The sequence below is a fragment of the Micromonospora sp. NPDC049799 genome, from assembly GCF_040656655.1.
Lineage (GTDB): Bacteria > Actinomycetota > Actinomycetes > Mycobacteriales > Micromonosporaceae > Micromonospora.
Window position 1 is genome coordinate 1 of sequence record NZ_JBFAMU010000011.1, and the last position, 26,310, is coordinate 26,310.

At 72.4% G+C, this 26,310-nt stretch carries 29 protein-coding genes; 15 read left to right on the top strand and 14 right to left on the bottom strand.

The genetic code is table 11. The features are described from left to right. Window positions 1–139: 139 nt before the first annotated feature. Together AB0I76_RS02335 and AB0I76_RS02340 are read left to right on the top strand one after the other, a co-directional pair. Window positions 140–1,276 (top strand): trypsin-like peptidase domain-containing protein, encoded by a 1,137-nt coding sequence (locus AB0I76_RS02335; protein ID WP_357028732.1) that lies wholly within the window; start codon window positions 140–142, stop codon window positions 1,274–1,276. A gap of 73 nt (window positions 1,277–1,349) precedes the next feature. Continuing rightward, entirely contained in the window at window positions 1,350–1,781 is a 432-nt protein-coding gene (locus AB0I76_RS02340) for a preprotein translocase subunit TatB (RefSeq protein ID WP_357028735.1), read from the top strand. Between the two features lie 384 nt (window positions 1,782–2,165). Here AB0I76_RS02340 and AB0I76_RS02345 read toward each other — a convergent pair whose 3' ends face one another. The 3 genes from AB0I76_RS02345 to AB0I76_RS02355 all read right to left on the bottom strand — a co-directional run bounded on the left by AB0I76_RS02345 (window position 2,166) and on the right by AB0I76_RS02355 (window position 5,360). Next, entirely contained in the window at window positions 2,166–3,314 is a 1,149-nt protein-coding gene (locus tag AB0I76_RS02345; RefSeq protein ID WP_357028738.1) for an Mrp/NBP35 family ATP-binding protein, read from the bottom strand. Window positions 3,315–3,469: 155 nt separating this feature from the next. Next, window positions 3,470–4,081, bottom strand: a complete 612-nt coding sequence (locus tag AB0I76_RS02350) for a DUF1003 domain-containing protein (protein WP_357028741.1) — start codon at window positions 4,079–4,081, stop codon at window positions 3,470–3,472. Further along, complete coding sequence (locus AB0I76_RS02355; protein ID WP_357028744.1) at window positions 4,074–5,360, bottom strand: CBS domain-containing protein; 1,287 nt, start codon at window positions 5,358–5,360, stop codon at window positions 4,074–4,076. Before AB0I76_RS02355 ends, AB0I76_RS02350 begins: the two co-directional genes overlap by 8 nt. Window positions 5,361–5,393: 33 nt before the next feature. Between AB0I76_RS02355 and AB0I76_RS02360 the strand changes: the two genes are divergently transcribed. Both AB0I76_RS02360 and AB0I76_RS02365 read left to right on the top strand, forming a co-directional pair. Then, the gene (locus AB0I76_RS02360; protein ID WP_357028747.1) at window positions 5,394–6,263 is read left to right on the top strand and encodes a PhzF family phenazine biosynthesis protein; all 870 of its coding nucleotides are present in this window, start codon (window positions 5,394–5,396) and stop codon (window positions 6,261–6,263) included. A 14-nt stretch (window positions 6,264–6,277) separates the two neighbouring features. Beyond that, the gene (locus AB0I76_RS02365) at window positions 6,278–6,796 is read left to right on the top strand and encodes a hypothetical protein (protein ID WP_357028750.1); all 519 of its coding nucleotides are present in this window, start codon (window positions 6,278–6,280) and stop codon (window positions 6,794–6,796) included. Window positions 6,797–6,858: 62 nt separating this feature from the next. Here AB0I76_RS02365 and AB0I76_RS02370 read toward each other — a convergent pair whose 3' ends face one another. Continuing rightward, window positions 6,859–7,584: an HAD family hydrolase gene (locus tag AB0I76_RS02370; protein ID WP_357028753.1), complete on the bottom strand. Its 726-nt coding sequence runs from the start codon at window positions 7,582–7,584 to the stop codon at window positions 6,859–6,861. Between the two features lie 102 nt (window positions 7,585–7,686). Between AB0I76_RS02370 and AB0I76_RS02375 the strand changes: the two genes are divergently transcribed. Together AB0I76_RS02375 and AB0I76_RS02380 are read left to right on the top strand one after the other, a co-directional pair. Continuing rightward, complete coding sequence (locus AB0I76_RS02375) at window positions 7,687–8,646, top strand: DMT family transporter (protein WP_357028756.1); 960 nt, start codon at window positions 7,687–7,689, stop codon at window positions 8,644–8,646. Between the two features lie 145 nt (window positions 8,647–8,791). Then, a complete protein-coding gene (locus AB0I76_RS02380; RefSeq protein ID WP_357028759.1) occupies window positions 8,792–10,960 on the top strand; it encodes an APC family permease in 2,169 nt (722 codons plus the stop codon). Window positions 10,961–10,964: 4 nt separating this feature from the next. Here AB0I76_RS02380 and AB0I76_RS02385 read toward each other — a convergent pair whose 3' ends face one another. After that, complete coding sequence (locus AB0I76_RS02385) at window positions 10,965–11,789, bottom strand: SDR family NAD(P)-dependent oxidoreductase (protein WP_357028762.1); 825 nt, start codon at window positions 11,787–11,789, stop codon at window positions 10,965–10,967. Between the two features lie 129 nt (window positions 11,790–11,918). On the opposite strand from AB0I76_RS02385, the gene AB0I76_RS02390 reads away from it, so the two are divergent. Next, window positions 11,919–12,875, top strand: a complete 957-nt coding sequence (locus AB0I76_RS02390) for a CoA ester lyase (protein ID WP_357028765.1) — start codon at window positions 11,919–11,921, stop codon at window positions 12,873–12,875. Window positions 12,876–12,930: 55 nt separating this feature from the next. Here the strand turns inward: AB0I76_RS02390 and AB0I76_RS02395 are convergent, their stop codons facing one another. Continuing rightward, complete coding sequence (locus AB0I76_RS02395) at window positions 12,931–13,494, bottom strand: DUF4190 domain-containing protein (RefSeq protein WP_357028768.1); 564 nt, start codon at window positions 13,492–13,494, stop codon at window positions 12,931–12,933. Window positions 13,495–13,614: 120 nt separating this feature from the next. Between AB0I76_RS02395 and AB0I76_RS02400 the strand changes: the two genes are divergently transcribed. Then, a complete protein-coding gene (locus AB0I76_RS02400) occupies window positions 13,615–14,430 on the top strand; it encodes an SDR family NAD(P)-dependent oxidoreductase (RefSeq protein ID WP_357028771.1) in 816 nt (271 codons plus the stop codon). 3 nt (window positions 14,431–14,433) lie between these two features. On the opposite strand, the gene AB0I76_RS02405 is transcribed toward AB0I76_RS02400, so the two are convergent. Then, window positions 14,434–14,943 carry a DUF4190 domain-containing protein gene (locus AB0I76_RS02405; protein ID WP_357028774.1) on the bottom strand — a complete coding sequence of 170 codons (510 nt, stop codon included), beginning with the start codon at window positions 14,941–14,943 and terminating at the stop codon, window positions 14,434–14,436. Between the two features lie 177 nt (window positions 14,944–15,120). Here AB0I76_RS02405 and AB0I76_RS02410 point away from each other — a divergent pair, with 177 nt between their 5' ends. Then, window positions 15,121–16,317, top strand: coding sequence for an acyl-CoA dehydrogenase family protein (locus AB0I76_RS02410; RefSeq protein ID WP_357028777.1), 1,197 nt, complete (start codon window positions 15,121–15,123; stop codon window positions 16,315–16,317). A gap of 53 nt (window positions 16,318–16,370) precedes the next feature. On the opposite strand, the gene AB0I76_RS02415 is transcribed toward AB0I76_RS02410, so the two are convergent. The 4 genes from AB0I76_RS02415 to AB0I76_RS02430 form a co-directional block, all read right to left on the bottom strand. Beyond that, complete coding sequence (locus AB0I76_RS02415) at window positions 16,371–17,114, bottom strand: hypothetical protein (RefSeq protein WP_357028781.1); 744 nt, start codon at window positions 17,112–17,114, stop codon at window positions 16,371–16,373. Between the two features lie 166 nt (window positions 17,115–17,280). Continuing rightward, window positions 17,281–17,688, bottom strand: coding sequence for a CoA-binding protein (locus AB0I76_RS02420; protein WP_357028785.1), 408 nt, complete (start codon window positions 17,686–17,688; stop codon window positions 17,281–17,283). Between the two features lie 22 nt (window positions 17,689–17,710). After that, on the bottom strand, window positions 17,711–18,445 hold the full coding sequence (locus AB0I76_RS02425; RefSeq protein WP_357028789.1) for a hypothetical protein: 735 nt from the start codon (window positions 18,443–18,445) through the stop codon (window positions 17,711–17,713). A 24-nt stretch (window positions 18,446–18,469) separates the two neighbouring features. Next, window positions 18,470–20,548 carry an intein-containing Rv2578c family radical SAM protein gene (locus AB0I76_RS02430; protein WP_357028792.1) on the bottom strand — a complete coding sequence of 693 codons (2,079 nt, stop codon included), beginning with the start codon at window positions 20,546–20,548 and terminating at the stop codon, window positions 18,470–18,472. A gap of 93 nt (window positions 20,549–20,641) precedes the next feature. Here AB0I76_RS02430 and AB0I76_RS02435 point away from each other — a divergent pair, with 93 nt between their 5' ends. After that, window positions 20,642–21,061 carry a DUF393 domain-containing protein gene (locus tag AB0I76_RS02435; RefSeq protein WP_357028795.1) on the top strand — a complete coding sequence of 140 codons (420 nt, stop codon included), beginning with the start codon at window positions 20,642–20,644 and terminating at the stop codon, window positions 21,059–21,061. On the opposite strand, the gene AB0I76_RS02440 is transcribed toward AB0I76_RS02435, so the two are convergent. The 3 genes from AB0I76_RS02440 to trxA all read right to left on the bottom strand — a co-directional run bounded on the left by AB0I76_RS02440 (window position 21,025) and on the right by trxA (window position 22,929). Continuing rightward, window positions 21,025–21,987, bottom strand: coding sequence for an MFS transporter permease (locus tag AB0I76_RS02440; RefSeq protein WP_357028798.1), 963 nt, complete (start codon window positions 21,985–21,987; stop codon window positions 21,025–21,027). The two genes, AB0I76_RS02435 and AB0I76_RS02440, sit on opposite strands and share 37 nt — an antisense overlap. After that, window positions 21,984–22,424: a hypothetical protein gene (locus AB0I76_RS02445; RefSeq protein ID WP_357028801.1), complete on the bottom strand. Its 441-nt coding sequence runs from the start codon at window positions 22,422–22,424 to the stop codon at window positions 21,984–21,986. Before AB0I76_RS02445 ends, AB0I76_RS02440 begins: the two co-directional genes overlap by 4 nt. 142 nt (window positions 22,425–22,566) lie before the next feature. Continuing rightward, complete coding sequence (trxA, locus tag AB0I76_RS02450) at window positions 22,567–22,929, bottom strand: thioredoxin (protein ID WP_357028804.1); 363 nt, start codon at window positions 22,927–22,929, stop codon at window positions 22,567–22,569. Between the two features lie 547 nt (window positions 22,930–23,476). Between trxA and AB0I76_RS02455 the strand changes: the two genes are divergently transcribed. The 5 genes from AB0I76_RS02455 (at window position 23,477) to AB0I76_RS02475 (ending at window position 26,305) form a co-directional block, all read left to right on the top strand. After that, entirely contained in the window at window positions 23,477–23,992 is a 516-nt protein-coding gene (locus AB0I76_RS02455; protein WP_155329015.1) for a MaoC family dehydratase, read from the top strand. A gap of 64 nt (window positions 23,993–24,056) precedes the next feature. Then, entirely contained in the window at window positions 24,057–24,569 is a 513-nt protein-coding gene (locus tag AB0I76_RS02460) for a hypothetical protein (protein WP_357028807.1), read from the top strand. A gap of 64 nt (window positions 24,570–24,633) precedes the next feature. Continuing rightward, window positions 24,634–25,257 carry an RNA methyltransferase gene (locus tag AB0I76_RS02465; protein ID WP_357028810.1) on the top strand — a complete coding sequence of 208 codons (624 nt, stop codon included), beginning with the start codon at window positions 24,634–24,636 and terminating at the stop codon, window positions 25,255–25,257. A gap of 83 nt (window positions 25,258–25,340) precedes the next feature. Beyond that, window positions 25,341–26,027 (top strand): DUF6758 family protein, encoded by a 687-nt coding sequence (locus AB0I76_RS02470; protein WP_357028813.1) that lies wholly within the window; start codon window positions 25,341–25,343, stop codon window positions 26,025–26,027. Between the two features lie 119 nt (window positions 26,028–26,146). Beyond that, entirely contained in the window at window positions 26,147–26,305 is a 159-nt protein-coding gene (locus AB0I76_RS02475) for a hypothetical protein (RefSeq protein ID WP_007455302.1), read from the top strand. Window positions 26,306–26,310: the final 5 nt, after the last annotated feature.

A 26,310-nucleotide genomic window follows, 5' to 3' on the forward strand; every position in this document is an offset into this window, starting at 1 on the left:
TTGCCGGCGTTGGGGAAGCTGGCGACGCGGGCCCAGGTCGCACCGAAGTCGGTGCTGCGCCACAGGCCGTTGCCGCCCTCGGCGCCGTAGTAGACCGCTCGGCGACCCGTGGCGGGACCCGGCGGCGCCGGCCGCGGTCGTGGTGCCCGCTCCGGCCGGCACCGGGACGGATCCGGAGCCGGTCGTCGACCCCGACGCGCCCGGCCGGCCCACCCTGCGGCAGTTGCTGATCGTCCCGCTGGTCACCGCGTTGCTCGCGGGCGCCCTGGGCGGTGCCCTCGGGTATGCCTTCGCGGTGCGCGGCGGCGCGGGCGCCGGCACGGTGCTCGGTGCCGGTGCCAACGAGGCGCCGGGTCTCGCCCAGCGGCGACCCGAGTCACTGGCCGGGGTGGCCGAACGCGTCCTGCCCAGCGTGGTCACCGTGCGGGTGGCCAGCCTCGGCGGCACCAGCGAGGGCTCCGGCTTCATCGTCAGCGCCGACGGCCACGTGATCACGAACGATCACGTGCTGGCCACCGCCACCGGCCGGGCCGCGGTGATCTTCAACGACGGCAGCTCGGCCCCCGCCGAGATCGTGGGGCAGGATCCGGAATCGGACATCGCGGTGATCAAGGTGGCCAAGTCCGGCCTGCGTCCGGTCGAGTTCGGCGATTCCGACGCCCTGGCCGTGGGTGACCCGGTGCTGGCCATCGGCTCGCCGCTGTCGCTGGCCAACACGGTCACCGCCGGCATCGTGAGCGCCCTCGACCGGACCATGCAGGCGGGTGAGCCGGGCGGGCCGACGCGGTACTACGCGGCGATCCAGACCGACGCGGCGGTGAACCACGGCAACTCGGGCGGCCCGCTGGTCGACGGAGCCGGCCGGGTGATCGGCGTCAACTCGACGATCAAGTCATTGGTCGCGGACGGGCAGGAGGCGGGCAACATCGGTCTCGCCTTCGCCATCCCCATCAACCAGGCCAAGCGCGTCACCCAGGACATCATCGGCACCGGCAAGGCCCGCCGTACGGTCATCGGGGCCCAGGTCGGTGGTCCCGGCCTGGGCGGCGGCGCCGGCGTACGCCTGGCGTCCGTGGAGCCGTCCGGCCCGGCGGCCGGTGCCGGGCTGAAGGCCGGCGACGTCATCCTCAAGCTCAACGGACGCCCGATGACGGAACCGACCGACCTGATCGCCCTGGTGCGGAAGTTCGCGCCCGGGTCGGTGGTGACGGTCGAGTACCGGCGCGGGTCGGCCCGCCAGAACGCCTCGGTGACCCTCGCCGCAGATGTGAAGTGAGCGGCGCGACCCCCTCCCCGCTGCGGGGGTGACGTGCGTAGGCTTGCCCTGACGCCGAGAGGAGGCCCGTGCGGTGTTCGACAACCTGAACTGGTGGGAGATCGGTGCGCTGCTGCTCCTGGCGCTGTTGATCTTCGGTGACCGGTTGCCCGCGGTCATCAACGACGGCCTGCGGATGGTGCGAAACCTGCGCAGGATGGCCAGTAACGCCACCACCGACCTGAGCCGCGAGCTGGGCACGGACATCCAGCTGGAGGACCTGCACCCGAAGGCGTTCATCCGCAAGCACCTCCTCAGCGAGGAGGACGAGGCGGCGATCCGGAAGCCGCTGCAGGGCGTCTACGACAATCTGCGCGCGGACGTGACCGGCGTGCACAACGAGCTGAAGGACGTCGCCTCGGCGGCGGACCTGCGCGGAAACGGCCACCGCCCGGCGACGGCCACCGACGGCGGCGCACCCACCCCGGCTCCCGCCCCCCGCGTCAGCTACGACGACGCCACCTGACACCGGTTCCTCTTTCGCCTCGTGACGGGGCGGATCGGGGGACGTCCGGTCGGGCCTGTTCGGTCTTGAGGGCGTGCGCGCCCGGGCCGGGCGGGGACCCATGCGGGGCGGCCTACGAAGCGGGTTGGTCTCCGGACACCGCAGGTCCTGGCCCGGTCGGTCTCGCCACGCTCGGCGTGTCCAGGATGTGGTCGATTCCAGCCGTCATCCGGGACGGTAAGCAAGATCCACTCGATGTCAATGATGTGGGGGCATCCGAGGCGTCCGGACACCCCGACATCAAGGACATCGAGTGGATCTTGGGATTCGGCCGCCCTGACCCGTCAGACGGGGCGGGCCCGGCCACCCGGGGCAGGCCCGGCCACCCCAGGGGCGGTCAGTGGGTCAGCGGCCGGCGGGCTTGAGGCCCAGCGGCTTGCCGAGCAGGGACTCGCGGCGCAGGGCGAGCCGGTCGGCGACCTGACCCAGCGCCTTCGCGGCCGGCGACTCCGGCTCGGCGAGCACGATCGGGGTGCCCTCGTCGCCGGCCTCCCGGACCCGGGTGTCGAGGGGGATCTGACCGAGCAGCGGCACCTGCGCGCCGATCGTCTGGGTCAGCGAGTCCGCGACCGTCTGGCCGCCGCCGGCACCGAAGATCTCCATCCGGGAACCGTCCGGCAGCTCCAGCCAGGACATGTTCTCGATGACGCCGACCACCCGCTGGTGGGTCTGGAGCGCGATCGCGCCGGCCCGCTCCGCCACCTCGGCGGCGGCGGCCTGCGGCGTGGTGACGACCAGGATCTCCGAGTTCGGCAGGAGCTGGGCGAGGGAGATGGCCACGTCGCCGGTGCCCGGGGGCAGGTCGAGCAGGAGCACGTCGAGGTCGCCCCAGTAGACGTCGGCGAGGAACTGCTGGAGCGCCCGGTGCAGCATCGGGCCCCGCCAGACCACCGCGGCGTTGCCGGCGGTGAACATGCCGATCGAGATCACCTTCACGCCGTGCGACTGCGGCGGCATGATCATGTCCTCGACGCGGGTGGGACGGCCGTCCGCGCCCAGCATGCGGGGCACCGAGTGGCCGTAGATGTCCGCGTCCACCACGCCGACGGAGAGGCCCCGGGCGGCCAGCGCCGCAGCCAGGTTGACCGTCACGCTGGACTTGCCGACGCCGCCCTTGCCGCTGGCGACCGCGTACACGCGGGTGCGGGAGCCGGGCTGGGCGAACGGGATGACGGGCTCCTCGGTACCGGAGCCGCCGCGCAGCTTCGCCTGGAGTTCCTGGCGCTGCTCGGGGCTCATCACGCCGAACTCGATCGCGACGCCGGTCACGCCGGGCACCGCGCCGACGGCGGCGGTGATGTCGGAACGCAGCTTGTCCTTCAGCGGGCAGCCGGCCACGGTGAGCAGCAACTCGACCCGGACCACGCCGTCGTCGCCTACCTCGGCGGAGCGGACCATGCCCAGCTCGGTGATGGGCCGGCGGATCTCCGGGTCGTTGACGGTGGCCAGCGCGGCCTGGATCGCGTCGGACACGGTGCTGACGGGTGCTGACATGCCGGCAATGCTACGTCGGCGCCGATCGCGCCCCGCGCTCAGCGGGGACCGGTGTGAGCCAATCGATGGACCGGCCAGGGCTGGACGGCGTACGTCCCGAAGTGGGACGATCCGCGACGAACGCCGCCCGCCCGGCCCCTTGGGACGGGCGGCGCTCAGCCTTCCCGGCCCTCCGGCCGGCCGCCCCGGCTGTAGTCGCCGTCCAGGTCGTCCCGCGGCTCGTCCAGACCGTCGCCGCCCCGCTGGGCGGGGCGCTCCTGCTGGCGGCGTTCCAACCGGCTCCGGCGCTGGTTCGCCTCGTCCAGCTCCTCGGCCAGCCGGGCCAGCTCGGAGCGGAGGAAGTCCCGGGTGGCCACCTCGCCCATCGCGTTGCGCAGCGCGGCGATCTCCCGGGTCAGGTACTCGGTGTCCGCCTTCTGCATCGAGGCTCGGCGCCGGTCCTCCTCCAGCGCCACCCGGTCCCGGTCGGCCTGCCGGTTCTGCGCGAGCAGGATCAGCGGCGCCGCGTAGCTGGCCTGCAGGGACAGGATCAAGGTCAGGAACGTGAAGGTGTACGGGTCGAAGCGCAGGTTCGCCGGAGCGAGGGTGTTCCAGACGAACCAGGCGGCGATGACCACCGTCATGTAGACGATGAAGTTCGCCGTGCCCATCCCGCGGGCGATCCCCTCCGACCAGCGACCGAAGGCCTCCGGGTCGAACCGGGGCAGGGTCAACCGTCGGGGCTCGCGCGGCTGGTCGAGCCGCTGTGGCCGGCGCTGCTCAGCCATCGTCGCCGTCCAGCGCCCCGCCGGGCGGGGACACCGCCGTCACGGCGTCCCGGTCACGCCAGTCCCGGGGCAGCAGGTGGTCCAGCACGTCGTCCACGGTGACGGCGCCGACCAGCCGGTTGTTGCGGTCGATCACCGGCATGGCCACCAGGTCGTACGTGGCCATGCGGCGGGTGATCTCGGGCAGCGGGGTGGTCGGCCGCAACGGGTCGATGTCGTTGACCACGATGCCGCCCAGCATGTCCGCCGGCGGCTCCCGGAGCAGGCGCTGGAAGTGCACCATGCCGAGGTACCGCCCGGTGGGCGTGGTCATCGGCGCCCGCGTCACGAAGACCTGGGCGGCCACGGCGGGGGAGAGCTGCACCTCCCGGACCCGGGCCAGCGCCTCGGCGACGGTGGCGTCCGGCGGCAGGATGACCGGCTCGGAGGTCATCACGCCGCCGGCCGTGCCCGGCATGTACTTCAGCAGTTGGCGTACCGGGTCCGCCTCGCCCGGCTCCATCAGGTCGAGCAGCACGTCCTGCTCCGGCGGCGGCAGCTCGTTGAGCAGGTCGGCCGCGTCGTCCGGGTCCATCTCCTCCAGCACGTCCGCGGCCCGTTCCCGGTCCAGCGCGACCAGGATCTCCACCTGGTCGTGCTCCGGCAGCTCGCTGAGCACGTCGGCCAGCCGCTCGTCGTCGAGGGCCGCCGCGACCTCGTTGCGCCGCGCGTCGGGCAGGTCCTGGAGCGCGTTGGCCAGGTCGGCGGGACGCATGTCCTCCAGGACCGCGAGCAGGTTGGCGGTGCCCCGGGTGGTGGCGATGCCGCTCAGGCCACGGACCTTGTCCCACTCCACCTGGTGCAGGTGGCCGCGCCGGGTGAGCCGGCCGGTCTGCTCGCGTACGGCCACCCGGCTGAGCGACCACTCACCGCCCCGGCTGCACTCCATCGCGATGTCGACGACCGCGCCGGACTGGCCGCCCGGGTCGATCTGCACCCGCCGGTCGAGCAGCTCCTGCAGCACCAGCAGCTCGTTGGGGCGCTTCTCGAAGCGCCGCAGGTTGAGGGTGCCGCTGCCGAGCACCACCGCGTCGGCGTCGATGGAGGTGATGCGGTTGATGGAGAGGAAGATGCGACGCCGCATCGGCATCTCGGCGACGAGGCCGACCACCTCCGGCGGGCGCTGGGTCGAGCGCAGCCGCGCCACCGCGTCACGGACCCGCCCCACCTGGTCGCCGTTGGGGTCGAACACGGCGACTCCGGCGAGGCGGGCGATGTAGACCCGGGTCGGCGTACTCACGGGCACCAGCCTAAGCGCCTAGTGTTTATCAACATGTCGACCTTGGCCTACGAGATCGTGGACGTCTTCACCGACCGCCCCTTCGCGGGCAACCCCCTGGCGGTGGTGTTCGGTGCCGAAGCACTGGCGACCGACCAGATGCAGGCGCTCGCGGTGGAGTTCAACCTTTCCGAGACGGTCTTCGTGCTCCCGGCCACCCAGGTTGGCGCCACCTACCGGGCCCGCATCTTCACCCCCGCCGCCGAGATCCCGTTCGCCGGGCACCCGAGTGTCGGTGCGGCCTTCACCGCCGCCCGGCGGGGCCTGTTCGGTGTGGGGCAGGTCACCCAGGAGTGCGTCGCCGGCGTACTGCCGATCGAGGTGACCCCGACCGGGGCGACCCTCACCGGCGGCACCCCCACGCTCGGACCGGAGCTGGATCCGGAGCCGCTGCTGGAGATGGCGGGACTCACCGCCGCCGACCACGCCGGTCCCGCGCCCCGGGTGGCCGGCTGCGGGCTGGAGTTCCCGTACCTGCCGGTGCGTCCGGACGCGGTGGCCCGCGCCCGGATGAACGCGGCGGCGGCGGAGCGGTACGGGGTGGAGCACGTCAGCGTCTTCTCCTGGGACGCCGCCGCGCAAACCGCGCACGCCCGTGTCTTCGTGCCGGGGCTCGGCGTTCCGGAGGACCCGGCGACCGGCTCGGCGGCGCTCGGGCTGGGCGTGTGGCTGGTGGCCAGCGGTCTGCTGCCGGGCGACGGGCGCGCGGCGTACACCGTCCGGCAGGGTGTCGAGATGGGCCGGCCGTCGTCGCTGTCGTGCACGGTGACCGCGGCGGGCGGCCAGGCCGTCGGCGCGACGGTCGCGGGTCAGGTGGTCCCGGTGGCGCGCGGCGAGATCATGGTGCCGCCGTTCGTCGGCTGACGGGACCGGCCGCGATGGGGGAGGATGCCGGAGTGGAACCCCGTAGCACGCCCCTGGTCGACGAGGCGCTGAAGAAGGCGGCCGTGGCCTGGGTGAACGTCCCCGGCGGCCCGGCGTACGGGCTGTGGTGCGTCCCGCTGGAGGGGGCGCTGTTCGTGGTCAGCGGGCCGGGCGAGCAGTCCGCGCCGGGGCTGGCCGACGCGACGGAGGCGCAGGTGACCCTGCGCGGCGACCACGGCGGCCGGATCGTCACCTGGCCCGCCCGGGTGACCCGGCTGGCCCCGGGCACCGAGCACTGGGACACCAACGCCCCGCTCGTCGCCGCCAAGCGGCTGAACGCCCCCGGTACGGCGGCCGACCTGGTGGCGCGGTGGGCGGCCGACGGGTGTGCCCTGAACCAGCTCACCCCGGCCGGTGACCCGCTCGCCGGGGCGGCGCTCCCGGCGGAGTCACTGGCCGAGGTGCCCCGGGAGACGCCGGTCGTGCGCGCCACCCGCAAGCCCTTCCGCCTGCACCGCGTCCGCCGTCGCTGACCGGCGCGGTACGCCGGCCCGACGCCGGGTCGGACGCGGTGACCGTGACCGGGGCGTGCCGGTCAGGTGGTGCCGGCCGACACCGCCGCGTCGGTGAGGGTCGCCGTGCCGTCGACCAGGCCGACCACCTCGGCGAGCGAGTGCAGGACCGGCCCGTGCCAGGAGTCGTCGGCGTTGAACACCATGTGACCGGCGAGGTCCGGTGCGGCCAGCCGGACCGCCGTCATCCCGGTGCGCTGCGCCCCGGTCAGCTCCTGGCTGCCGCCGTCGCCGACGAACAGGCAGTCCACCGGCGCCACCCCGAGCCGGTGGCACGCTGTCAGGTAGAGCGCGGGGTCGGGCTTGCAGCGGCCCAGCTGGACGGAGAACACCCGTACGTCGACCAGCGGCGCGATCGGCAACTGCGGCAGGAACGCCGGCAGCTCGTGGGTGCAGTCGCTGACGATCCCGGTCCGTACGGCCCGTGCGCGCAGCGCGGCCAGCGTGGGCACCGCCTCGTCGCGCAGTCGGGTGTCGGCGCGTACGGCGCTGTGGCGGGCGGCGACCGCGCAGCGCACCGCCTCGTCGGAGGGGTGGACGCCGGCCTGGTCGCAGACCCAGCGCATGGTGGCCTCGGCATCGCCCAGCCGCCCGCTGGCGCGCTGGTAGAAGGTGCGGTCGAGCACGTCGATGAAGGCGTCGCGGGGGCAGCCGAGCAGGTCGGCGGTGCCGGAGTGGGCGGCGCCGCGCTGGACGGAGCGGGTCAGCGTGCCGAAGAAGTCGAACAGCACCGCCTGGTACGTGGGCATGGGAGCGCCTCCGGGCGGTCGAGGGGTCGCCGGCGGGACGATCGTGATCGTAACGGAGCATTGACGTTCCGTGGTGGCCCGAACGTGTGAGGATTGCTCCCCGTGTCCTCCACCGCGCACCGCCCGCCCCTCGACCCGGTGACCACCGGGGCGCTCGTCCTCGCCGTCGCCGCCGTGTCGTCGTCCGCACCGCTGATCGCGTTCGCCGCGGCACCCGCCCTGGCCGTGGCGTTCTGGCGCAACATGCTCTCGGCCGCCGTGCTCGGCCCGTTCTCGCTGGCCCGACGGCGGGCCGAGTTCCGCGCGCTGACCGTGGGTGCCGGGCGGCGGGAGGGCCTCTTCTGCGTCCTGTCCGGCGTGGCGCTGGCCGCGCACTTCGCCACGTGGATGCCGAGCGCCCAGCTCACGTCGGTCGCCGCCGCGACGGCCCTGGGCGCCACCCAGCCGGTCTGGCAGGGACTGATCGCCCGCGCCCAGGGACGCCGGCTGCCCGTCGCGGTGTGGGCCGGTGTCGGTGTGGCGGTGGTCGGTGCCGTCCTGGCCACCGGCGCGGACTTCGCGGTCTCCGGCCGGGCCTTCGCCGGTGACCTGCTCGCGATCGTGGGCGGCATGTTCGCGGCGGTCTACTCGGCGCTCGGGGAGCGGGCCCGGGCCACGATCAGTACGGCCACGTACACCACCATCTGCTACGGGGTGTGCGCCCTGCTGCTGCTCGTGGTCTGCCTGGTCGGCCGGGTGCCGCTGACCGGCTTCGACGCCGGCACCTGGGCGGCCGTGCTGGCCCTGGTGGTCGGCGCCCAACTGCTCGGTCACTCCATGTTCAACTACGCGCTGCGGCGCGTCTCGGCCGTCACGATCAGCGTCCTGATCCTGCTGGAGGCGCCGGGGGCCGCCCTGATCGGCTGGGTGTGGCTCGACCAGCTGCCGCGTCCGCTCGCCCTGCCCGGCCTGGCGCTGCTCCTGGCGGGCGTCGCCGTGGTGGTGCTCGGCGGCCGGGCGGCCCGTCGTGTCCCGCCGGTGCCCACCGCCGTCCCGGCCGACACCGCCCCGCTGCGCGACTGACCCGCGGCCCACCGCCCACCGAAGAGCCGCCGCCCGCGAAGAGCCGCACGTTCACGGAAAGAGTGGCCATTCGACCGCCGACCCGGCCGCTTTCCGTGAAAGTGCGAGGGGAGGAAGCGGGAACGCGGACAGTGGGCGGGGGATCGTGACGGGGGACGGCCGGGCGGACGGGCACGACGGTGGTGCCGAGCGCGGCACCGTCGTCACGCCGTCGGCCGAGTTCCCGCCGCTGCGTCCCGACGAGCTGCGCGCGCTGCGCCGGATCGGGGAGGCATGGCGGGGCGGCGCGTCGCGTACCGACGCCCTGCCGGTCGACCCGACGCTGCGCCGGCACGGGGAACGGCCCGCACCGACCCGGTTCGGGCGGCTCGCGCCGATCGCCATGTTCCGGGTGGAGGAACCGGACGAGCTGGTCGCCGCCGAACCGGCCAACGTCCCCGGCAGCCGCTTCGGCCGGTCGGTCACCCGACTCCGGCGGGCGTTGTTCGGGCCACCGCTGAGCAGCGCCGCCGTGCTCTACGAGCGGATGCGCAAGACGGTCGCCCTGCCGGTGCTCTCCTCGGACCTGCTCAGCTCGGTGGCGTACGGACCGGAGGCCATGCTCGCCGTGCTGGTGCTCGCCGGCAGCGGGGCGCTCGGGCTGTCCCTGCCGCTCGCAGTCGGGTTGGCGGTGCTGATGGTCGCGGTCGGCGCCTCGTACCGCCAGACCATCCCGGCGTACCCGCACGGCGCCGGCTCCTACATCGTGGCCGGGGACAACCTCGGTCCCCGGGCCGGCCTGGTCGCCGCGGCCGGTCTGATCCTGGACTACGTCCTGACGGTGGCGGTGTCCGTCGCGGCCGGCGTGCAGGCGGTCACCTCGGCGCTGCCGGCGCTGACGCCGCTGGCCGTGCCGCTCGGCGTCCTGGTGATCGCGCTGCTGCTCGCCGGCAACCTCCGGGGCGTACGCGTCGCCGGCAACCTGTTCGTGCTGCCCACGTACGCCTTCGTGGTCGCGGTCGTCGCGCTGCTGCTGGCCGGCGGCTTCCAGGCGGCGGCCCGGGGTTTCACACCCGTGCCGCCGGATCCGGTGCCGGCCGTCGAGGGCCTGTCGCTGCTGCTGGTGTTGCGGGCGTTCTCCTCCGGCGCGGTGTCGATGACCGGCATCGAGGCCGTCTCCAACGCGGTGACCGCCTTCCGGACGCCGGAGTGGCGCAACGCGCGCACCACGCTGACCTGGATGATCGGCATGCTCGTGGTGCTCTTCGCGGGTCTGACCCTGCTGTTCCACCAGGCCGGGCTGGTGCCGGCGTCCGACGAGACGATGCTGTCCCAGCTGGCCCGGGTGACCTTCCCGAGCGGCCCGTGGTACGGGCTCGTCCAGGCGGCCACCGCGACCATCCTCCTGCTCGCCGCGAACACCGCCTTCAACGGCTTCCCCCGGCTGCTCTTCTTCATGGCCCGCGACGGGCACGCTCCCCGCCGGTTCCTGCACATGGGCGACCGGCTGGCCTTCAGCAACGGCCTGCTCGCGCTCGCCGTGGCCGCCGCCGTGATCCTGGTCGCGTTCCGCGGGCACACCGAGGCGCTGATCCCGCTCTACGCGGTGGGCGTGTTCCTCGCCTTCACGCTGTCGCAGGCCGGCATGGTCGTGCACTGGCGTCGCCACCGGGGGCCGGGCTGGCGGCGACGGGCGACCCTGAACGCTGTCGGCGCGACGCTGTCCGGACTGGTGCTGGTCACGGCGGGGGTCAGCAAGTTCACCGAGGGTGCGTGGGTGGTGGTCGTCGCCGTACCGCTGCTGGTCCTGCTCTTCCGCGCCATCCAACGGCACTACCGCATCCTGCACCGGTCGCTCGCGCTGCGCCCGCCGTCGGACGCCGGGCCGTCCGGCGCCGCCGCGTCCGAGGCGCAGGAACTGCCCCAGGAGGTACGCCACCTGGTCGTCGTGCCGGTCGCCCGGCTGAACCGGGCGTCGCTGCGGGGCCTGGCGTACGCGGCCTCCCTCGGCCAGCCGACGCTGGCCGTGCACATCGCACCGGAGGAACCGGAGGCGGACCGGTTCCGGGAGCAGTGGCGGGCGTGGGGCGACCACGTGCGGCTGGAGACGATCGTGTCGCCGTACCGGGCGGTGATCGGGCCGCTGGCGCACTACCTGGAGGCGCTGCACGCCGGGCGGGCGGACCTGGTGCTGACCGTGGTGGTGCCCGAGGTGATGGTGCGCCGCCGCTGGCACCGGCCCCTGCACAGCCGCACCGAGAAGCGGCTGCGCGCCGCGCTCCGGCCGCTGCCCGGGGTGGTCGTCACCAGCGTCCCGGTGCACCTGACCGAGTAGCGGGTCAGGCGTCGATGCCGACGGCCTTCGCGCTGGCCGCCCAGAGCCGCGCCGCGAGCTGCGGGTCGGCCGCCTTCGGCAGCGGCCGGCGCACCCGGCGGTCCGCGTAGTAGCCGCCGGTCTGGAGCCGGGACGGGTCCTGGTTGGCGAGCCACACCAGCGTCTCCGCGCCCTTTTCCGGGCTGCGGAACGGCAGGAACCGCATGCCGATGGCGACCAGGCGGCTGTCGTTGCCGAACCGGGTCCGCACCACCCCGGGATGGAAGGAGTACGCGGGGATCCGGGGCCAGCGCCGGGCCGCCTCGGCGGTGAACAGGATGTTGGCCTGCTTGCTGGTGCCGTACGCGTTCATCGGCCGGTACCGGCCCAGCGGCGCGTTCAGGTCGTCCGGGTCGAGGGTGCCGCTGCGGTGTGCGCCGGAGGCGGTGACCACCATCCGCCCGATCCGGTCCCGCAGCAGGTTGGTCAGCAGGAACGGCGCCAGGTGGTTGGCCTGGATCGACAGCTCGAAGCCGTCCACCGTGGTGATCGGCTGGAGCACGATCGCCCCGGCGTTGTTGGCCAGCACGTCGATCCGGTCGTACGCGGACCGCAGCAGCTCGGCCAGCCGCCGTACGTCGTCGAGGACCGCGAAGTCGGCCCGGAACAGCTCCGGGCGTTCCCCGGCGGCCTCCCGCACCTGCTCCGCCGCCGCCTGGAGGCGGGCCGGGTCACGCCCGACCAGTACCACCTGGTCGCCGCGGCACGCCAGGTCGACGGCGGCCGCCAGGCCGATGCCGGAGCTGGCCCCGGTCACCACCACCAGTCGACGCCCAGTGAGATCTTCCACAGGTCCATTCACCCCGGTCACGGCACGAGGTTACCGTGGCGTCACAACGCCCTTTGGGATCGTTAAGTTTCCGCAAACGTCCGTCAGCTGGCGTCGGCGTGTCCGCCGGACGCTGGAAGGAGCGCATCCATGGCCGCAGTCGGTCGCCCCCGCCGGTCCTGCCTCGCGGTACCGGGTTCCAGCGTCAAGATGCTCGGCAAGGCCCAGGGCCTCCCCGCCGACCAGGTCTTCCTCGACCTGGAGGACGCGGTCGCGCCGCTGGCCAAGCCGGACGCCCGCAAGAACATCGTGGCGACTCTCAACGAGGGCGACTGGGCGGGCAAGACCCGCGTCGTACGGGTCAACGACCTCACCACCCCGTGGACCTACCGGGACGTCATCGAGGTCGTGGAGGGCGCGGGCGCGAACCTCGACTGCATCATGCTGCCGAAGGTGCAGAACGCCGCCCAGGTGCAGTGGCTGGACATGACGCTGACCCAGTTGGAGAAGACCCTCGGCCTGGAGGTCGGCCGGATCGGCATCGAGGCGCAGATCGAGAACGCCGCCGGCCTGGTCAACGTGGACGCGATCGCCGCCGCGTCGCCCCGGGTGGAGACGATCATCTTCGGCCCGGCCGACTTCATGGCCTCGATCAACATGAAGTCGCTGGTGGTGGGCGCGCTGATCCCGGACTACCCGGGTGACCCGTACCACTACATCCTGATGCGCATCCTCATGGCCGCCCGCATGCACGACAAGCAGGCCATCGACGGCCCGTTCCTGCAGATCCGCGACGTGGACGCGTTCCGCGAGGTCGCCAAGCGGTCGGCGGCGCTCGGCTTCGACGGCAAGTGGGTGCTCCACCCGGGCCAGATCGACGCCGCCAACGAGGTGTACCAGCCGGCGCAGGCCGACTACGACCACGCCGAACTGATCCTCGACGCGTACGAGCACTACACCTCGGAGGCCGGCGGGAAGCTGGGCGCGGTGATGCTCGGCGACGAGATGATCGACGAGGCGTCCCGCAAGATGGCGCTGGTGATCGCGGCCAAGGGTCGCGCGGCCGGGATGACCCGGACGTCGACGTTCACCCCGCCGGCCGAGTAGCGCCGCCCGTACCGGATCGTGCCGCCCCGGCCCGGCCGGGGCGGCACGACGCGTCTCACCAGTTGTTACTGCTGCTGCTGCCACCGTCGGACGTGACCGCGATGACGGCGACCACGACGTAGAAGGCGATGAGCAGGCCGAGGAGCCCGGTGAGGATCCAGCCGACGATGATGGCGGCCTTCGCCATGCCCTCGCCGCCCTCACCGGTCTGCTGGATCTGCTTGCGCGCCACGTGACCCAGGATCGCCCCGATCGGGGCGGTGATGCAGGACCCGACGCCGACCAGGGCCAGCACGAGCGCGGCGATGGCCAGCCCGTTGGTCTTCTGCTGCGGGGCGTAGCCGTAGCCGTGAACGCCGTAGGGCGGCGGCGGGTAGCCGCCCGCGTACGGGTCGGCGCCCTTGTGCACGTCCGCGTGCGGACCGCCGGGGTGCGGCGCGGCGTACGGGTCGGTGGGGTGCGGCGCCCCGACGTACGGGTTGGCGGGGGCGTACGGGTCACCACCGGGCTGGGCGGGGATCGGGCTGCCGGCAGCGAGGGTCGGATCGGCCGGAGGGCCGGACTGCTGACCCGACCACGAGGGGTCGGACCAACCGCCGGACGGCGGGGGGTATGTCATCGTCTGTTCTCCATCGGCTGGGGATGCGCGCCGTCAGGGTAGCCATCCGCGCCCAAACTTGGAGATCCCTGTACCGGGTGCCGCGTTGCCCGGACCACGGTGAGGGGGCAGGATCCTGGCATGGCGAATGACGCGCGGGCCACGGACACCTCCGGCCGGGCACTCCCCGAGCCGGTGACCATGCGGCTCGACGGGAAGGTCGCCCTGGTGACCGGTGCGGGCAGCCCGGACGGCATCGGGTACGCGACCGCCCGGCGGCTCGCCGACCTGGGCGCCCGGGTCGCCATCGTCTCCACCACCCGCCGGATCCACGAGCGGGCGGGCGAGCTGGGGGTGACCGGCTTCGTCGCCGACCTCACCGACGAGTCGGAGGTGGGCGCGCTCGCCGACGCGGTCGCCGAGCAGCTCGGCGACGTGGAGGTGCTGGTCAACAACGCCGGGCTGGCCAGCCGGGCGAGCCCGGAGGTGCTGCGCCCGGTCGCCCAGCTGAGTTACGACGAGTGGCGCGGCGAGATCGACCGGAACCTGACCACCGCCTTCCTGTGCAGCCGGGCGTTCATCGGCGGCATGGCGGAGCGCGGCTGGGGCCGGATCGTGAACCTCGCGGCCACCGCCGGGCCGGTCAACGCGCTGCCCACCGAGGCGGCGTACGCGGCGGCCAAGGCGGGTGTGGTCGGGCTCACCCGGGCGCTGGCCATGGAGATGGTGGCCGACGGGGTGACCGTCAACGCGGTGGCCCCGGGCACCATCTACACGGCGGCGTCCACCATGGCGGAGATCAAGCAGGGCCTCGGCACCCCGGTCGGCCGACCGGGGACCCCGGACGAGGTGGCGTCGGCCATCACGTTCCTCTGTTCGCCCGCCGCGTCGTACATCACCGGCCAGATGCTCGTGGTGGACGGGGGCAACAGCGTCCGCGAGGCCCAGTTCCGCTGACCGTCAGTACCCCATCATCCCGTCGTTGCCGGCGAGGGTGGCCAGCGCGATCCAGCCGCAGCAGAGCAGCAGGCCGAGCCCGGTGAAGACGTAGCTGAGGATCAGGCCCCAGGTGGCGAGCTGGTCGCCGTCCTCGCCGGTGGTGCGGATCTGCCGCTTGGCGAGGTGGCCCAGGACGATGCCGGCCGGGGCGAAGACGAAGGCGAAAACCAGCGAGAGGATCGCGAGCACGTTCATCCCGCCGCCGGGTCGCTGGCCCGGGCCGGACGGCGGACCGTACTGGCCGTACGGCGGCTGCGGGGTGTACGGGGGTTGGTGACCCCACTGCTGCCCGTGCGGCTGCTCGCCGGGATGCTCGTACGAGGGCTGCCCGTACGCGGGCTGCTGGCCGTACGGGTCCTGGCCGGGCTGCTGCCCGTACGTCGGCGGCTCGGGACCGGCGGCGGGTTGCTCCCAGGGCGACGGCGTCCGGTCCGGGTCCGACGAACCCGGCGGCTGCGGTGGCTGGCTCACGCGACTGGTCCTCCTGCCGGTGGGGGCACTCGTCCTCTTGCCGGACGGTACCCCCAGCGGTGAACCTTTTCACAGCGGTTGTGTGGACTGGTCACCTTGGCCTCGCCCGTCGTGAGGTCGATACTGACCGAGCGTTCAGTTACCCACGAGTAGTGCGCCGATCCCCCGGAGGCTGAGATGGCCCGACTCGCCCAGACGCCCGGCCTGACCGATGTGCAGCGGTCGATCCTGGAAACCGTCCGGGAGTTCGCGGACAAGGAGATCATCCCGCACGCCCAGAGGCTGGAGCATGCGGACGAGTACCCGGCCGACATCCTCGAGGGGATGAAGGAGATGGGGCTGTTCGGTCTCACCATCGACGAGGAGTACGGCGGGCTGGGCGAGTCCCTGCTGACGTACGCCCTGGTGGTCGAGGAGCTGTCCCGGGGCTGGATGTCGATCTCCGGCATCGTCAACACCCACTTCATCGTGGCGTACCTCGTCTCCCAGCACGGCTCCGCCGAGCAGAAGGCCCGGCTGCTGCCGAAGATGGCCACCGGCGAGGTGCGCGGCGCGTTCTCGATGTCCGAGCCGGAGACCGGCTCCGACGTCTCGGCGATCAAGTCGAAGGCCGTTCGCGACGGCGACAACTACGTCCTCAACGGCCAGAAGATGTGGCTGACCAACGGGGCCTACTCCTCGGTGGTCGCCACCCTGGTCAAGACCGACACCGGGGCCGACTCGGTCTACGGCAACATGAGCACCTTCCTGCTGGAGAAGGAGCCCGGCTTCGGCGAGACCGCCCCCGGCCTGACCATCCCCGGCAAGATCGACAAGATGGGCTACAAGGGCGTCGAGACCACCGAGATGGTCCTCGACGGCGTGACCGTCCCCGCCTCCGCCGTGCTCGGCGGCGAGGACAAGGTCGGCCGCGGCTTCTACCAGATGATGGACGGCATCGAGGTCGGCCGGGTCAACGTCGCCGCCCGCGCCTGCGGCATCTCCATCCGCGCCTTCGAGCTCGCCGTCGCGTACGCCCAGCAGCGGCGCACCTTCGGCCAGCCCCTCGCCAAGCACCAGGCGATCGCCTTCAAGCTCGCCGAGATGGGCACCAAGATCGAGGCGGCGCACGCCCTCATGGTCAACGCCGCCCGGCTCAAGGACGCCGGCCAGCGCAACGACGTCGAGGCCGGCATGGCGAAGCTGCTCGCCTCCGAGTACTGCGCCGAGGTGGTCCAGGAGGCGTTCCGCATCCACGGCGGCTACGGCTACTCCAAGGAGTACGAGATCGAGCGCCTCATGCGGGAGGCCCCGTTCCTGCTCATCGGCGAGGGCACCTCGGAGATCCAGAAAACCATCATCTCCCGCGGCCTCCTCAAGGAATACAAGCTCTGACGGTGCAAGGAAGGGCCCCTTCTCAACGCCTCCGATTGAGGAGGGGCCCCTTCTCAACGCACACCCTCGGTCGGCTCCGGCACGGCGGGTTCCGGAGCGCTGACCGGCAGGCCGACCCCGAGCACCTCCGGTCTCCTCCGGTAGTGCTCGATCGCGGCGACCAACCGATCCTCGGGCACGGCCGTGTCCCGTCCGCCCACCACGGGCGCCGGCTCCAGGGACCGCCGGACGGCAAGCCGCAGCCGTACCCCGTCGAGCCGCCCGTTCTGCCGGCGTGGGGTGACGCGGCCGATGTTCGTCCATTCGTACGTCCGGCGGCCGTGCCGGACGCCGCCGGCGGTGAGCGTCAGCCGACCGGTGAACCGCGCCTCCTCGTGCACCGCCCACCCGATACCCACGGCTACCCCCGCGACGAGCGCCATCCGCAGGGCCCGGGCCCAGACCGGCTCCGCGGGCAGGGTGCTGATCAGCCCCGCGCACAGGGCTGCGGCCAGCGCCGCGCCTCCCACCAGGTCGGCCCAGCCGGCAAGGGACCGCCGGGCCACCAGACCCGGCTCCACCGAGGTCACGCCGGCGACACGCACCCGCCACACCAGACGACCGTCGCGCCGGGGCCACCACCGCTGCGACAGCAGATGCACACCGATGAGCAGCCACACCGGGAGGCTGAGGTCGTACCGGTCCGCCGGGGGCACCTGGAGCAGGCCGGTGCCCACCAGCGCTGCGGCACCCGTCCCCACCGTCAGTGCGACCAGCCGCCGCGCCCACAATCCGTCCCCGATCCTGGGCAGCCGCATCCCCCGCACACCCGCAGACTAGGTCACCAGGGCCACCCACCCGTCCGCATCGTCGATCAAGGGCTTTGGGTCAGGGCCCGACGTGGAATCCGACGCAAATCCCTTGGTCAGCAAGGCGGGCCGGGGTCAGCGCAGGCGGGCCGAGGTCAGCGCAGGCGGGGCGGGGTCAGCGCAGGCGGGTGAGGCCGGCGGCGGCGCGTTCGACGATCAGGCACCGATCCTCGACGTAGTCGATGCCGGCCTCGGTGGCGATCCGCCGCGCCTCGGCCGACACGATGCCGAGCTGCAACCACACGGCCGGCGCGCCGATCGCCACGGCCTGGCGGACCACCTCGACCGCGTCCTGCGCCGGCCGGAACACGTCGACGAGATCGACCGGGTGCGGGATGTCGGCCAGCGACCGGTAGACCCGCTCGCCGAACAGCTCGTCGGCGGTCGGGTTGACCGGGATGATGCGCCACCCGTACCGCTGCATCTGCAACGGCACGCTGTGCGCGGCCTTGCCGGGATCGCGGGACGCGCCCACGACGGCGATCACGGCGGAGTCGGCGAGAATCTGCTGAGCGGAGCGCACCCGCCGACTCTAACGCCGCTGGTCAGTCGCCGCCGGTGAGTGTCCGGCACAACCGGGCGTACTCCTCCCGAGTGCCGATCCCCGTCCGGTGCTCCGGGTGCCGCGCGTAGTGCCGGACGGCGGCGGCGAGGAACACCGGTGCCACGTCGACGTTCCGCACCCGGAACCGCTGCTCGGCACGCCGCCGGGCGAGGCGCGACCGCCGCACCAGATCCGGCCGGACCAGGGGCAGCCGCAGGAAGGTGTCGCCCTGTGCCGCCCACAACGGCCCGTCGCGGTCCACCGCCGCCCACGGTACGAACACCGTGCGCCGGGGCCATCCGTAGCCGACACCGTCCGGCGTGATCTCGACCAGGGGTAGGCGCAGCCACTGCTCCCGGACCACGATGGCGACGGCGACGGCCGTGACCACCAGCAGGAACCACCAGAAGGCGTCCCTGCCCCAGCGGGCCGAGTAGGTGACCAGCTGAAGGGGCAGCCACGCGGTCATGACGACCGGCAACGTCACTGGCCAGCGAGGCGGGGCGAAGAACGTGGACTGCTCCGGCGCCACCCGCAGCCCCGTCCGGCTGGGTGACCGGAACAGCTCGTGACCCCAGTAGCCGAGCCACAGGAGGATCGGCGCCAGCGCCACGACGGCGCCGGTCGCTCCTCGATCGGCCAGCGTGCCGAGGACGCCCCAGAGCACACCGGCCACGACAGCCACGACCACCAGCACCCGCTGCCGGCGCAGTGCCCGGTCGATCGTCTCCCGCACGGGCGGCAGCGTAGCCGTGGATTGCTACAGCAGGCTCAACTGCTCGGCGGCGGGTGGCGGGGGTGTCGGCTCGGGGAGGCGGCGGTTCTCGCCGTGCTCGCCCCGGTGCAGGCCGTGTCGCCGGGCCGCGATCCGCACCCGTGCGGTCAGCTCCCGCTGGTACGACTGCGGCGCGTACGCTCCCGCCCGGTACAGCTCGCGGTAGCGGGGCACCAGGTGGGGGAACTCCCGGCCGATCCAGTGCGCGTACCACTCCCGGGCACCAGGACGCAGGTGCAGAGCCATCGGCGTGACGCTGGCCGCCCCGGCGGCGGCGATAGCGGCGACCGTGGCGTCGATCGACTCGTCGTCGTCGCTGAGGCCGGGCAGGATCGGCGCCATCAGCACGCCCACCTCGAACCCCGCGTCGGTCAGGGTGCGCACCGCGTCGAGGCGACGGCGGGGACTCGGCGTTCCCGGTTCGGCAGCACGCCACAGCCGCTCGTCGACGAAACCCACCGAGTACGACAGCCCGACGCGGGTCACCTCGGCGGCCTGTCGCAGCAGCGGCAGGTCCCGCAGGATCAGGGTGCCCTTGGTGAGGATCGAGAACGGGTTCGCGAAGTCCCGCAGCGCGGCGATGATCTGCGGCATGAGCCGGTAGCGCCCCTCGGCCCGCTGGTAGCAGTCGACGTTGGTGCCCATCGCGATGTGGGCCCCTCGCCAGCGGGGTGCGGCCAGCTCCCGGCGGACCAGCTCGCCCGCGTTGACCTTGACGATCACCTTGCGGTCGAAGTCCGCGCCCGCGTCGAGGTCCAGATAGGTGTGAGTGCTCCTCGCGAAGCAGTTGTGGCTGACCACGCCGTCCGCGATGAAGTCGCCCGTGCCGGTGGTGATGTCCCAGAGCGGCAGGTCGAGGTGGAGCGGCTCGATTCTGACCACTCGCAGCGCCGTCCGGCATTTCAGTGCGGTTCCCTCGATCGACCGTTTCCGGGTAATGGCCGGGTCGGTCAGATGGAAGAAACGCAGGCGCTCGGGCAGCCCGCCGGTCAGTCGAATCTGCCGCACACGGTCTGCCCGGCCGGGATCGTCCAGCACGGCTCGGAAGCCGAAGTGGTCAAGTGCCTCCGACGCACGTTCCAGGATTTCGTCATCGCTGTTGGAGATCCGGAGAATGCCCCGGCTGCAGCTGCCCTCGGCGTCGAAGATCCCCGCGAGGTAGCCCTTGCGCCAGTCGACGCTCGGTTCCGGCGGCCACGCAACGAGGGCCTGGATAGCCTCGATGTCCCGCCGTTTGGAGGTTCGGATGGCGGAGATCGCGCGTCTCGATGCGCTTGCCTGGGCGAAGGAGAAGAGTCGGGTCGCGACTCCCGCGGCGGTGAGGAATCGCTGTGCGCGATGCAATCCAGCTTCGTCCGCCAGCGCCAGCCGGAACCGATGGATGACGCCTCGGGGATAGGTGTACGTGCCGAGGTTGGCGTCACCGCGGATCATTCCGCAGAGGTAGCCCCGACGGTAGTCGTCGGTCTCCTTCGGCCCGTCCGCGAACTGGCCGGTGCCGAGCAGGCGGTTCTTCGTGGTCAGGTATGGCCGCTGACCAACGCCGTTCATCGCTCCGGTGACGTACTTCCAGCCCCGCTCCGAGAGGAAGCGGTGGTCGCCGCTCGCGACCAGTGTCGTGCCGTCCTCCATGGTCACCCGGTAGGCAGGCTTCACCGTCGACCACTTGTCGAGCACCGTGGTGACGACGTACCGGCGGTAGGCACCCTGCCGTTCGGTGCCGTAGATCCGATCGCCGATTTCCAGATCGCGGATCGGCTTGGTGCGGCCGTCCGCCAGGAGGATCGGGGTCTCTCCGGCCAGGCAGTAGGTGCAGGCATGCGAACAGCCCCGGTACGGGTTGATCGTCCACTCGAAGGGCACCTGGGACGCGCCGGGCACCCTGTTGATGATCGACTTGGCCTGCACCTCGTAGAAGGTCATCCCGGCGAAGCCGGGCGTGTCGAAGGTGCGGACGACCGCGCCGGGCAGCGCCAGCGGCAGGGGTGGAGTCGCTGGCGCCGACCCGTCGGGAGGCCCCTCGTCCGGGGGAGCGGAGAGGTTGTCCCAGCGCATGGCCATCATTCGAACACGTGTGCGATAAGTGCGCAAGCCGGCTGGCGTGTTTCCCCCCACCGTCGTGCCGGGTCGGCAAGGGCCGGGTGCAGGATGAGAGGCATGGAGAAGTCGACGTTCGTCTACGACGGGGACTGCGCGTTCTGCACCCGCTGTGCCGAGTTCATCGAGCGGCGCGTCCCCACCGGAGCCCGGGTGGTGCCCTGGCAGTTCGCCGACCTCGACGCGCTCGGCCTGACCGAATCGCAGTGCGAGGAGGCGGTGCAGTGGGTGGGCGCAGACGGCTCCCGCGCGGCCGGCCCGGACGCGATCGCCCGGCTGCTCCGCGACAGCGGTCCGCTCTGGCGGGTGGCCGGCACCGGCCTGCGGTTCCCGCCGGTACGCGCCGCAGCCTGGCCCGCGTACCGCTGGGTCGCCCGCAACCGGCATCGGCTCCCCGGCGGCACGGCCGCGTGTTCCCTGCCCCGGGAGGCGCGGGAGCGCCTCTACGGGCCCGCCGGTCGCTCGACCACCGGGTCCTGACGGGCCGGCACCTCGTCCTCGGTGCTCCGGCGAGGTCCGGGCCAGCCCACCCTGCTGCCCCGTTCCGCTGTCGCGGCGCCGCCGGCCACACCGTCGATGCTCCGGCGGGCGGCCAACCGGCGCGCCCAGACGACCGGACGGACCCGTTCCAGCGGCAGGAAGCTCGCCATCGCCGCGAGGTGCGGGGCGAACGAGATGGTGATGGTGGCGATGGTGACCAGGTGGAAGGAGTAGAAGAAGCCCACGGTAGCCAGCTGCCAGCGCTTTCGCAGCAGGAAGACCACCGGGCTGAGCACCTCGAACGCGACGATGCCGAACTGGGCGACGATCAGCAGGTACGGCACGGAGGCGATCACGTCGGCCAGCTCGGTGCCGCGTCGGATGATCGCCCGGGCGAGCACCGATCCGGTCAGCCAGTCCAGTCCGCCGAAGCGCAGCTTGGCCCAGGCGGCCAGGAAGTAGGTGCAGATCACCGCTGTCTGGGTGACCCGCAGCGCCCAGCCACCCGCCTCGGTGCGAGTGGTGTCGCCGTGCCGGGCGCGGCCGGCGGTCGGTAGCACGGCCAGGGCGACGAGCAGACCGAAGCGGTCGTGGTCGACCTTGCCGTAGCTCATCGCGACGATCATCCACTCCAGGTAGAGCGCGAAGACCGACCAGCCGAGCAGGCGGGGTGCCCGACCGCTCGCGGCGAGCAGGGCGAGCAGCAGCAGTGCCCAGAAGAGGGTGGTGACCAGCGCCGGGGTGGGCGTGGGCAGGGGCAGCACCCGGCCGATCAGCAGTGGCTGGTACAGGTCGCCCGGCACGGCGGCCCGGTCGCGTACCCACGGGGTGAAGACGGCGAGGTCGGCGGCGACGAAGAGGTAGATGAGCGTCCGGAAGGCGGCGACCCGGCCGCGCGGCACCGGCTCGGTCAACCAGCGGATCACCGGGGCACCCGCCAGGCGACCACGGTCTCGTCGGTCCAGCGGCCGGTGGGGCGCCCGCCGTGGATGCCGTGCCAGCGGATGACGATGCGCACCTCGACCAGGTCCGCGGCTCCTGCGTGGCGTTCGGCGTACGCGTCGGCGACCGCGGCGAGCAGCGAGGGGTCGGCGGCGTAGCGGTCCTGCTGCCCCTCGATCTCGGCCCGGCGGACGCCGGTGGCCTGCTCGCCCAGGTCGACCACCGCGCCGGTGGTGTCGACGCCCTCGACCCGGGTGTCCGGAGCGGGGGAGTCGGGCGGGTTGGAGGTCGAGTACATGCGGAAGGGACCGAACGGGAAGTGGTCGTCGGTTCCCCAGGCGGAGCCGGCCAGCAGCAGAGCCAGGCCGAGCGCGGTGACCGCGATCCGGGCGGCGCGACCGCGGGGGGTCAAGGTGTCCATCGACTCGTGACGGTACGGGAAGCAGGGCCCGGAGTGGATCCCGCGGAGGTGCGCCCGCCGGGTTGCGCCCTCTGTCGTCGAGTGGCGGGCCCCGGACACCACGGCGGCCGGGCCCGATGGGCCCGGCCGCCGTGGAATCACGTCAGTGCTTGTGCTCGGACAGCTTCTTGCGGACGTCGTCCATGTCGAGGGCCTGGACCTGCTCGATGAGGTTCTCCAGGGCGGACTCGGGCAGGGCGCCCGGCTGGGCGAAGACGATCACGCCGTCGCGGATGGCCATGATCGTCGGGATCGAGCGGATGTCGAACTTCGCGCCCAGTTCCTGCTGCGCCTCGGTGTCGACCTTGCCGAACACGATGTCCTGGTGCTTCTCCGAGGATCGCTCGTAGACCGGGGCGAACCGCTTGCATGGGCCGCACCACTCGGCCCAGAAGTCGACGAGCACGATGCCCTCGCTGCCGGTCACCTCGTCGAAGTTTGCCGTGGTCAGCTCAACGGTTGCCATGCGAATCTCTCCGATCACGCGGAATAGCTACGTCTGGTGGAACCAGGGCGTACCTCGTGGAATTCCCGCCCACCCTGGACCGAAACGTCCGGTCGAGCCTGGCACATGGCCGGCCATCCATCGACCGTCGTCGGTGGCCGCGCAACCGCGAAGCGCAAGTGCACGTCGCATTTGCGTGACCGGACGTGATGGGAGCGTTTCCAAGGAGATCACCGTCCGTACGGACTGCGAATCGGTAACTTGCGCCTTGACAAGCGGCTATTTGGGCTGCGGAGATCGCCGTCGGCCGGACTTATGGTTACCGACAGTAGTGTTACAAAAGGATAAATGTGATCCTGGTCTCTGTCCACCGCGTGTCCACTCGTGCAGAATCTTTCCCATCAGAGCGTGGGCGGCGGGTGCCGGGGAGGGCCCCGCCGCTCATTGCGTCTCCCCCCAGGTGTGGCCGGTGTGACATTTCCCCACGGTGCGCGCCCCCGGGCTCTCCTTAACCAGCGGTAAGGCATGCTGTGCCGAACTCCATCGCCGCCCGTCGAAGGGGACAAGGATGCAGTTCGGCCGCTACTACGAGGAGTTCGAGGTCGGCGCGGTCTACCGGCACTGGCCGGGCAAGACGGTCACCGAGTACGACGACCACCTCTTCTGCCTGCTCACCATGAACCACCACCCGCTGCACATGGACGCGCACTACGCCGAGACGTCGAGCCAGTTCAAGCGCAACGTGGTGGTCGGCAACTACATCTACTCGCTGCTCCTCGGCATGTCGGTGCCGGACGTCAGCGGCAAGGCGATCGCCAATCTGGAGATCGAGTCGCTGCGGCACGTCGCCCCGACGTTCCACGGTGACACCATCTATGGCGAGACCACGGTGCTGGACAAGCGGGAGTCGTCCTCGAAGCCCGACCGGGGTGTGGTCGCCGTCGAGACCCGCGGCTACAACCAGGACGGCACGCTGGTCTGCGTCTTCCGGCGCAAGGTCATGGTCCCCAAGAAGGAGTACGCGGCCGCGGCCGTGCCCGAGGGCGTCGACCCCGAGCGGCCGAGCTTTCCCGAGCCGCGCTGAATCCGACGTACGACGGTGGGCCCCTTCCGGTGGGAAGGGGCCCATTTCCGTAGATGCCCGGCATATGCTGGCGCCGGAGGTCCCCATGAGCCACTCCGTCGCCGGAGAGCCGTCCTCTGCCGGGCGCCGCGCCGCACCGGCGACCACCGCCGTCTACTCCGCCGCCGAGTGGGACCTGCTGACCAGCCTGCCCGGCCGGGTCCTCGTGGCCGCCGTGTCGCCCGCTCCGGGGCGCCCCGAGCGTCCGGTCGCCGCCGGTCTGGCCGGACTGGACGCCGTCGCGGCGGGGAGGTCCTCCGACAGCGACCTGGTCCGCGCCGTCGTCGCCGCCATCTACGCCCGGGACGAGGGGACACCACCGGCCGGCCGGCTCACCGACCTGGTGGACCTGCTCGCCGCGTGTCGGACCGCCGTGCGGGTCCTGCACCGGCGCGCCGACCCGGCCGACTCCGCGGCGTACCGCCAGTGGGTGCAGTCGGTGGCGGCCCGCGTCTGCCGGGCTGTTCCGGACGGCACGATGGCCCCCGCCGACCGCCGTCTCCTGGAACGGCTCGGCACCGCCCTCGCCCTCCGTTGAGGAGAAAGGAAGGGCCCGGCCCGGCCCGGGGAACTCCGCCGGTGGGCCGTACCCTCTGGAGACCGTGACTGGTGACCAGCTCGACGTCGGCGTGGGCCCCTGGCCGGGTGACCCGCCGGACGACCCGCGATTCGACCCGGAGCTGCTCGCGGAGGGCGACCGGCGCAACGTCGTCGACCGTTACCGCTACTGGCGGCGCGAGGCGGTGGTGGCCGACCTGGACCGGCGGCGCCACGGGTTCCACGTGGCGATCGAGAACTGGCAGCACGACTTCAACATCGGCACGGTCGTCCGCAACGCCAACGCCTTCCTCGCCGCCGAGGTGCACATCGTCGGCCGGCGCCGCTGGAACCGGCGGGGCGCGATGGTGACCGACCGCTACCAGCACGTCCGTCACCACGAGACGATCGATGAGTTCGTCGCCTGGGCGGCCGGCGCGGACCTGCCGGTGGTCGGCATCGACAACCTGCCCGGCTCCCGGCCGCTGGAGACCACCACCCTGCCCCGGCGCTGCGTCCTGATCTTCGGCCAGGAGGGGCCGGGTCTGTCCGAACCGGCCCGTGCGGCGTGCGACGAGCTCTTCTCGATCGCCCAGTACGGCTCCACCCGCTCGATCAACGCCGGCGTGGCGAGCGGCATCGCCATGCACGCCTGGATCCGCGCGTACGCCGGCCCGCCGCCGGCCTGACCGGTTTCCCGACCGGCGTCGAAACCGCCGCTCCGCTTGACGTCGGGGCGGAGGAGGGCGACGGTGGGAAGGTGAGTGTCGCGGTGAGTTGTCCGAGATGTGGGGGTCAGATCCGTCCGCCGGACCTGATGCACTCCGAGTCGCGCTGCCTCGACTGCGGACCGGTGCCCCCGCTGCACGTGCCCGAGCACATCGGAGCGGAGATCGTGGCCAGTGTGGTCGACCGGATCACCGCCGCCGCCGATCCGCCGGATCGACCGGTGGTCCCGCTCTGGTGTCCCTGGCCGTTGCCGCCCGGGTGGACCGTCACCGGCGTGGCGTACGTCGGTGACGACCGCACCGGCGTCCGCGCCACGGCGGTCGCCTGCGCCGGGCCGGAGCCGCTCGGCGGTGGTCCCGCCGACGTGGTCTTCGTGGCCGAGGAGCCGGGTGTCGGGCTCGGCACCCGCTTCGCGGGGATCGTCGGCCCGGACCCGGGACCGGAGCTCGCCGAGGCCCTGACCGACCCCGGGCCGGGCCACCCGGAGCACGTCGGCCAGGCCAGGATCAAGGTGGGCGGTCACCCGACTCCACTGTGGCTCGTGAATTCCCCGGCGGATCGAAGCGCGTACGCCGGCGAGGCTCGGGGAATGTGGCTGCATGCGATAGCCTGGCCGGCGAGTGCGGGACATCTGCTCGCCGAGGACGTGGTGCTCCACGACCTCACCGAGTGGACGCCACCCGAGCTCGTGTACGGCGCACCATCTCCGTATCTGCACGGGAAGGCTTGACAGCCGAGCCGGAATGTCGGAGAACGGACGCAGCAGATATTCACTGTACGACATCACACTGATACTCTGGGTGCCGCTGCGGTAATGGGACCCGGCGCCGCGCGAGAGGATGGCCCGCCATGGTCAAGAAGGTCCTCACCTGGGCCGGAATCGCATTCTTGATCTTCTTCGTCGCCTACCGGCCAAACTCTGCGGCGGACGTGTTCAAGTCGCTGGGCGGCGGCATCATGGACATCGCTCAGGGATTCGGCGACTTCTTCACCAGTCTCGTCGCCTAGCCGCC

What these genes read in the sequence shown, in the direction of transcription:
- AB0I76_RS02345 (WP_357028738.1), bottom strand. Translation starts at nt 3,314, where the DNA reads ATGTCAGCACCCGTCAGCACCGTGTCCGACGCGATCCAGGCCGCGCTG.
- AB0I76_RS02350 (WP_357028741.1), bottom strand. Translation starts at nt 4,081, where the DNA reads ATGGCTGAGCAGCGCCGGCCACAGCGGCTCGACCAGCCGCGCGAGCCC.
- AB0I76_RS02360 (WP_357028747.1), top strand. Translation starts at nt 5,394, where the DNA reads ATGTCGACCTTGGCCTACGAGATCGTGGACGTCTTCACCGACCGCCCC.
- AB0I76_RS02365 (WP_357028750.1), top strand. Translation starts at nt 6,278, where the DNA reads ATGGGGGAGGATGCCGGAGTGGAACCCCGTAGCACGCCCCTGGTCGAC.
- AB0I76_RS02370 (WP_357028753.1), bottom strand. Translation starts at nt 7,584, where the DNA reads ATGCCCACGTACCAGGCGGTGCTGTTCGACTTCTTCGGCACGCTGACC.
- AB0I76_RS02390 (WP_357028765.1), top strand. Translation starts at nt 11,919, where the DNA reads ATGGCCGCAGTCGGTCGCCCCCGCCGGTCCTGCCTCGCGGTACCGGGT.
- AB0I76_RS02395 (WP_357028768.1), bottom strand. Translation starts at nt 13,494, where the DNA reads ATGACATACCCCCCGCCGTCCGGCGGTTGGTCCGACCCCTCGTGGTCG.
- AB0I76_RS02400 (WP_357028771.1), top strand. Translation starts at nt 13,615, where the DNA reads ATGGCGAATGACGCGCGGGCCACGGACACCTCCGGCCGGGCACTCCCC.
- AB0I76_RS02410 (WP_357028777.1), top strand. Translation starts at nt 15,121, where the DNA reads ATGGCCCGACTCGCCCAGACGCCCGGCCTGACCGATGTGCAGCGGTCG.
- AB0I76_RS02415 (WP_357028781.1), bottom strand. Translation starts at nt 17,114, where the DNA reads ATGCGGCTGCCCAGGATCGGGGACGGATTGTGGGCGCGGCGGCTGGTC.
- AB0I76_RS02430 (WP_357028792.1), bottom strand. Translation starts at nt 20,548, where the DNA reads ATGATGGCCATGCGCTGGGACAACCTCTCCGCTCCCCCGGACGAGGGG.
- AB0I76_RS02435 (WP_357028795.1), top strand. Translation starts at nt 20,642, where the DNA reads ATGGAGAAGTCGACGTTCGTCTACGACGGGGACTGCGCGTTCTGCACC.
- AB0I76_RS02445 (WP_357028801.1), bottom strand. Translation starts at nt 22,424, where the DNA reads ATGGACACCTTGACCCCCCGCGGTCGCGCCGCCCGGATCGCGGTCACC.
- trxA (WP_357028804.1), bottom strand. Translation starts at nt 22,929, where the DNA reads ATGGCAACCGTTGAGCTGACCACGGCAAACTTCGACGAGGTGACCGGC.
- AB0I76_RS02455 (WP_155329015.1), top strand. Translation starts at nt 23,477, where the DNA reads ATGCAGTTCGGCCGCTACTACGAGGAGTTCGAGGTCGGCGCGGTCTAC.
- AB0I76_RS02460 (WP_357028807.1), top strand. Translation starts at nt 24,057, where the DNA reads ATGCTGGCGCCGGAGGTCCCCATGAGCCACTCCGTCGCCGGAGAGCCG.
- AB0I76_RS02475 (WP_007455302.1), top strand. Translation starts at nt 26,147, where the DNA reads ATGGTCAAGAAGGTCCTCACCTGGGCCGGAATCGCATTCTTGATCTTC.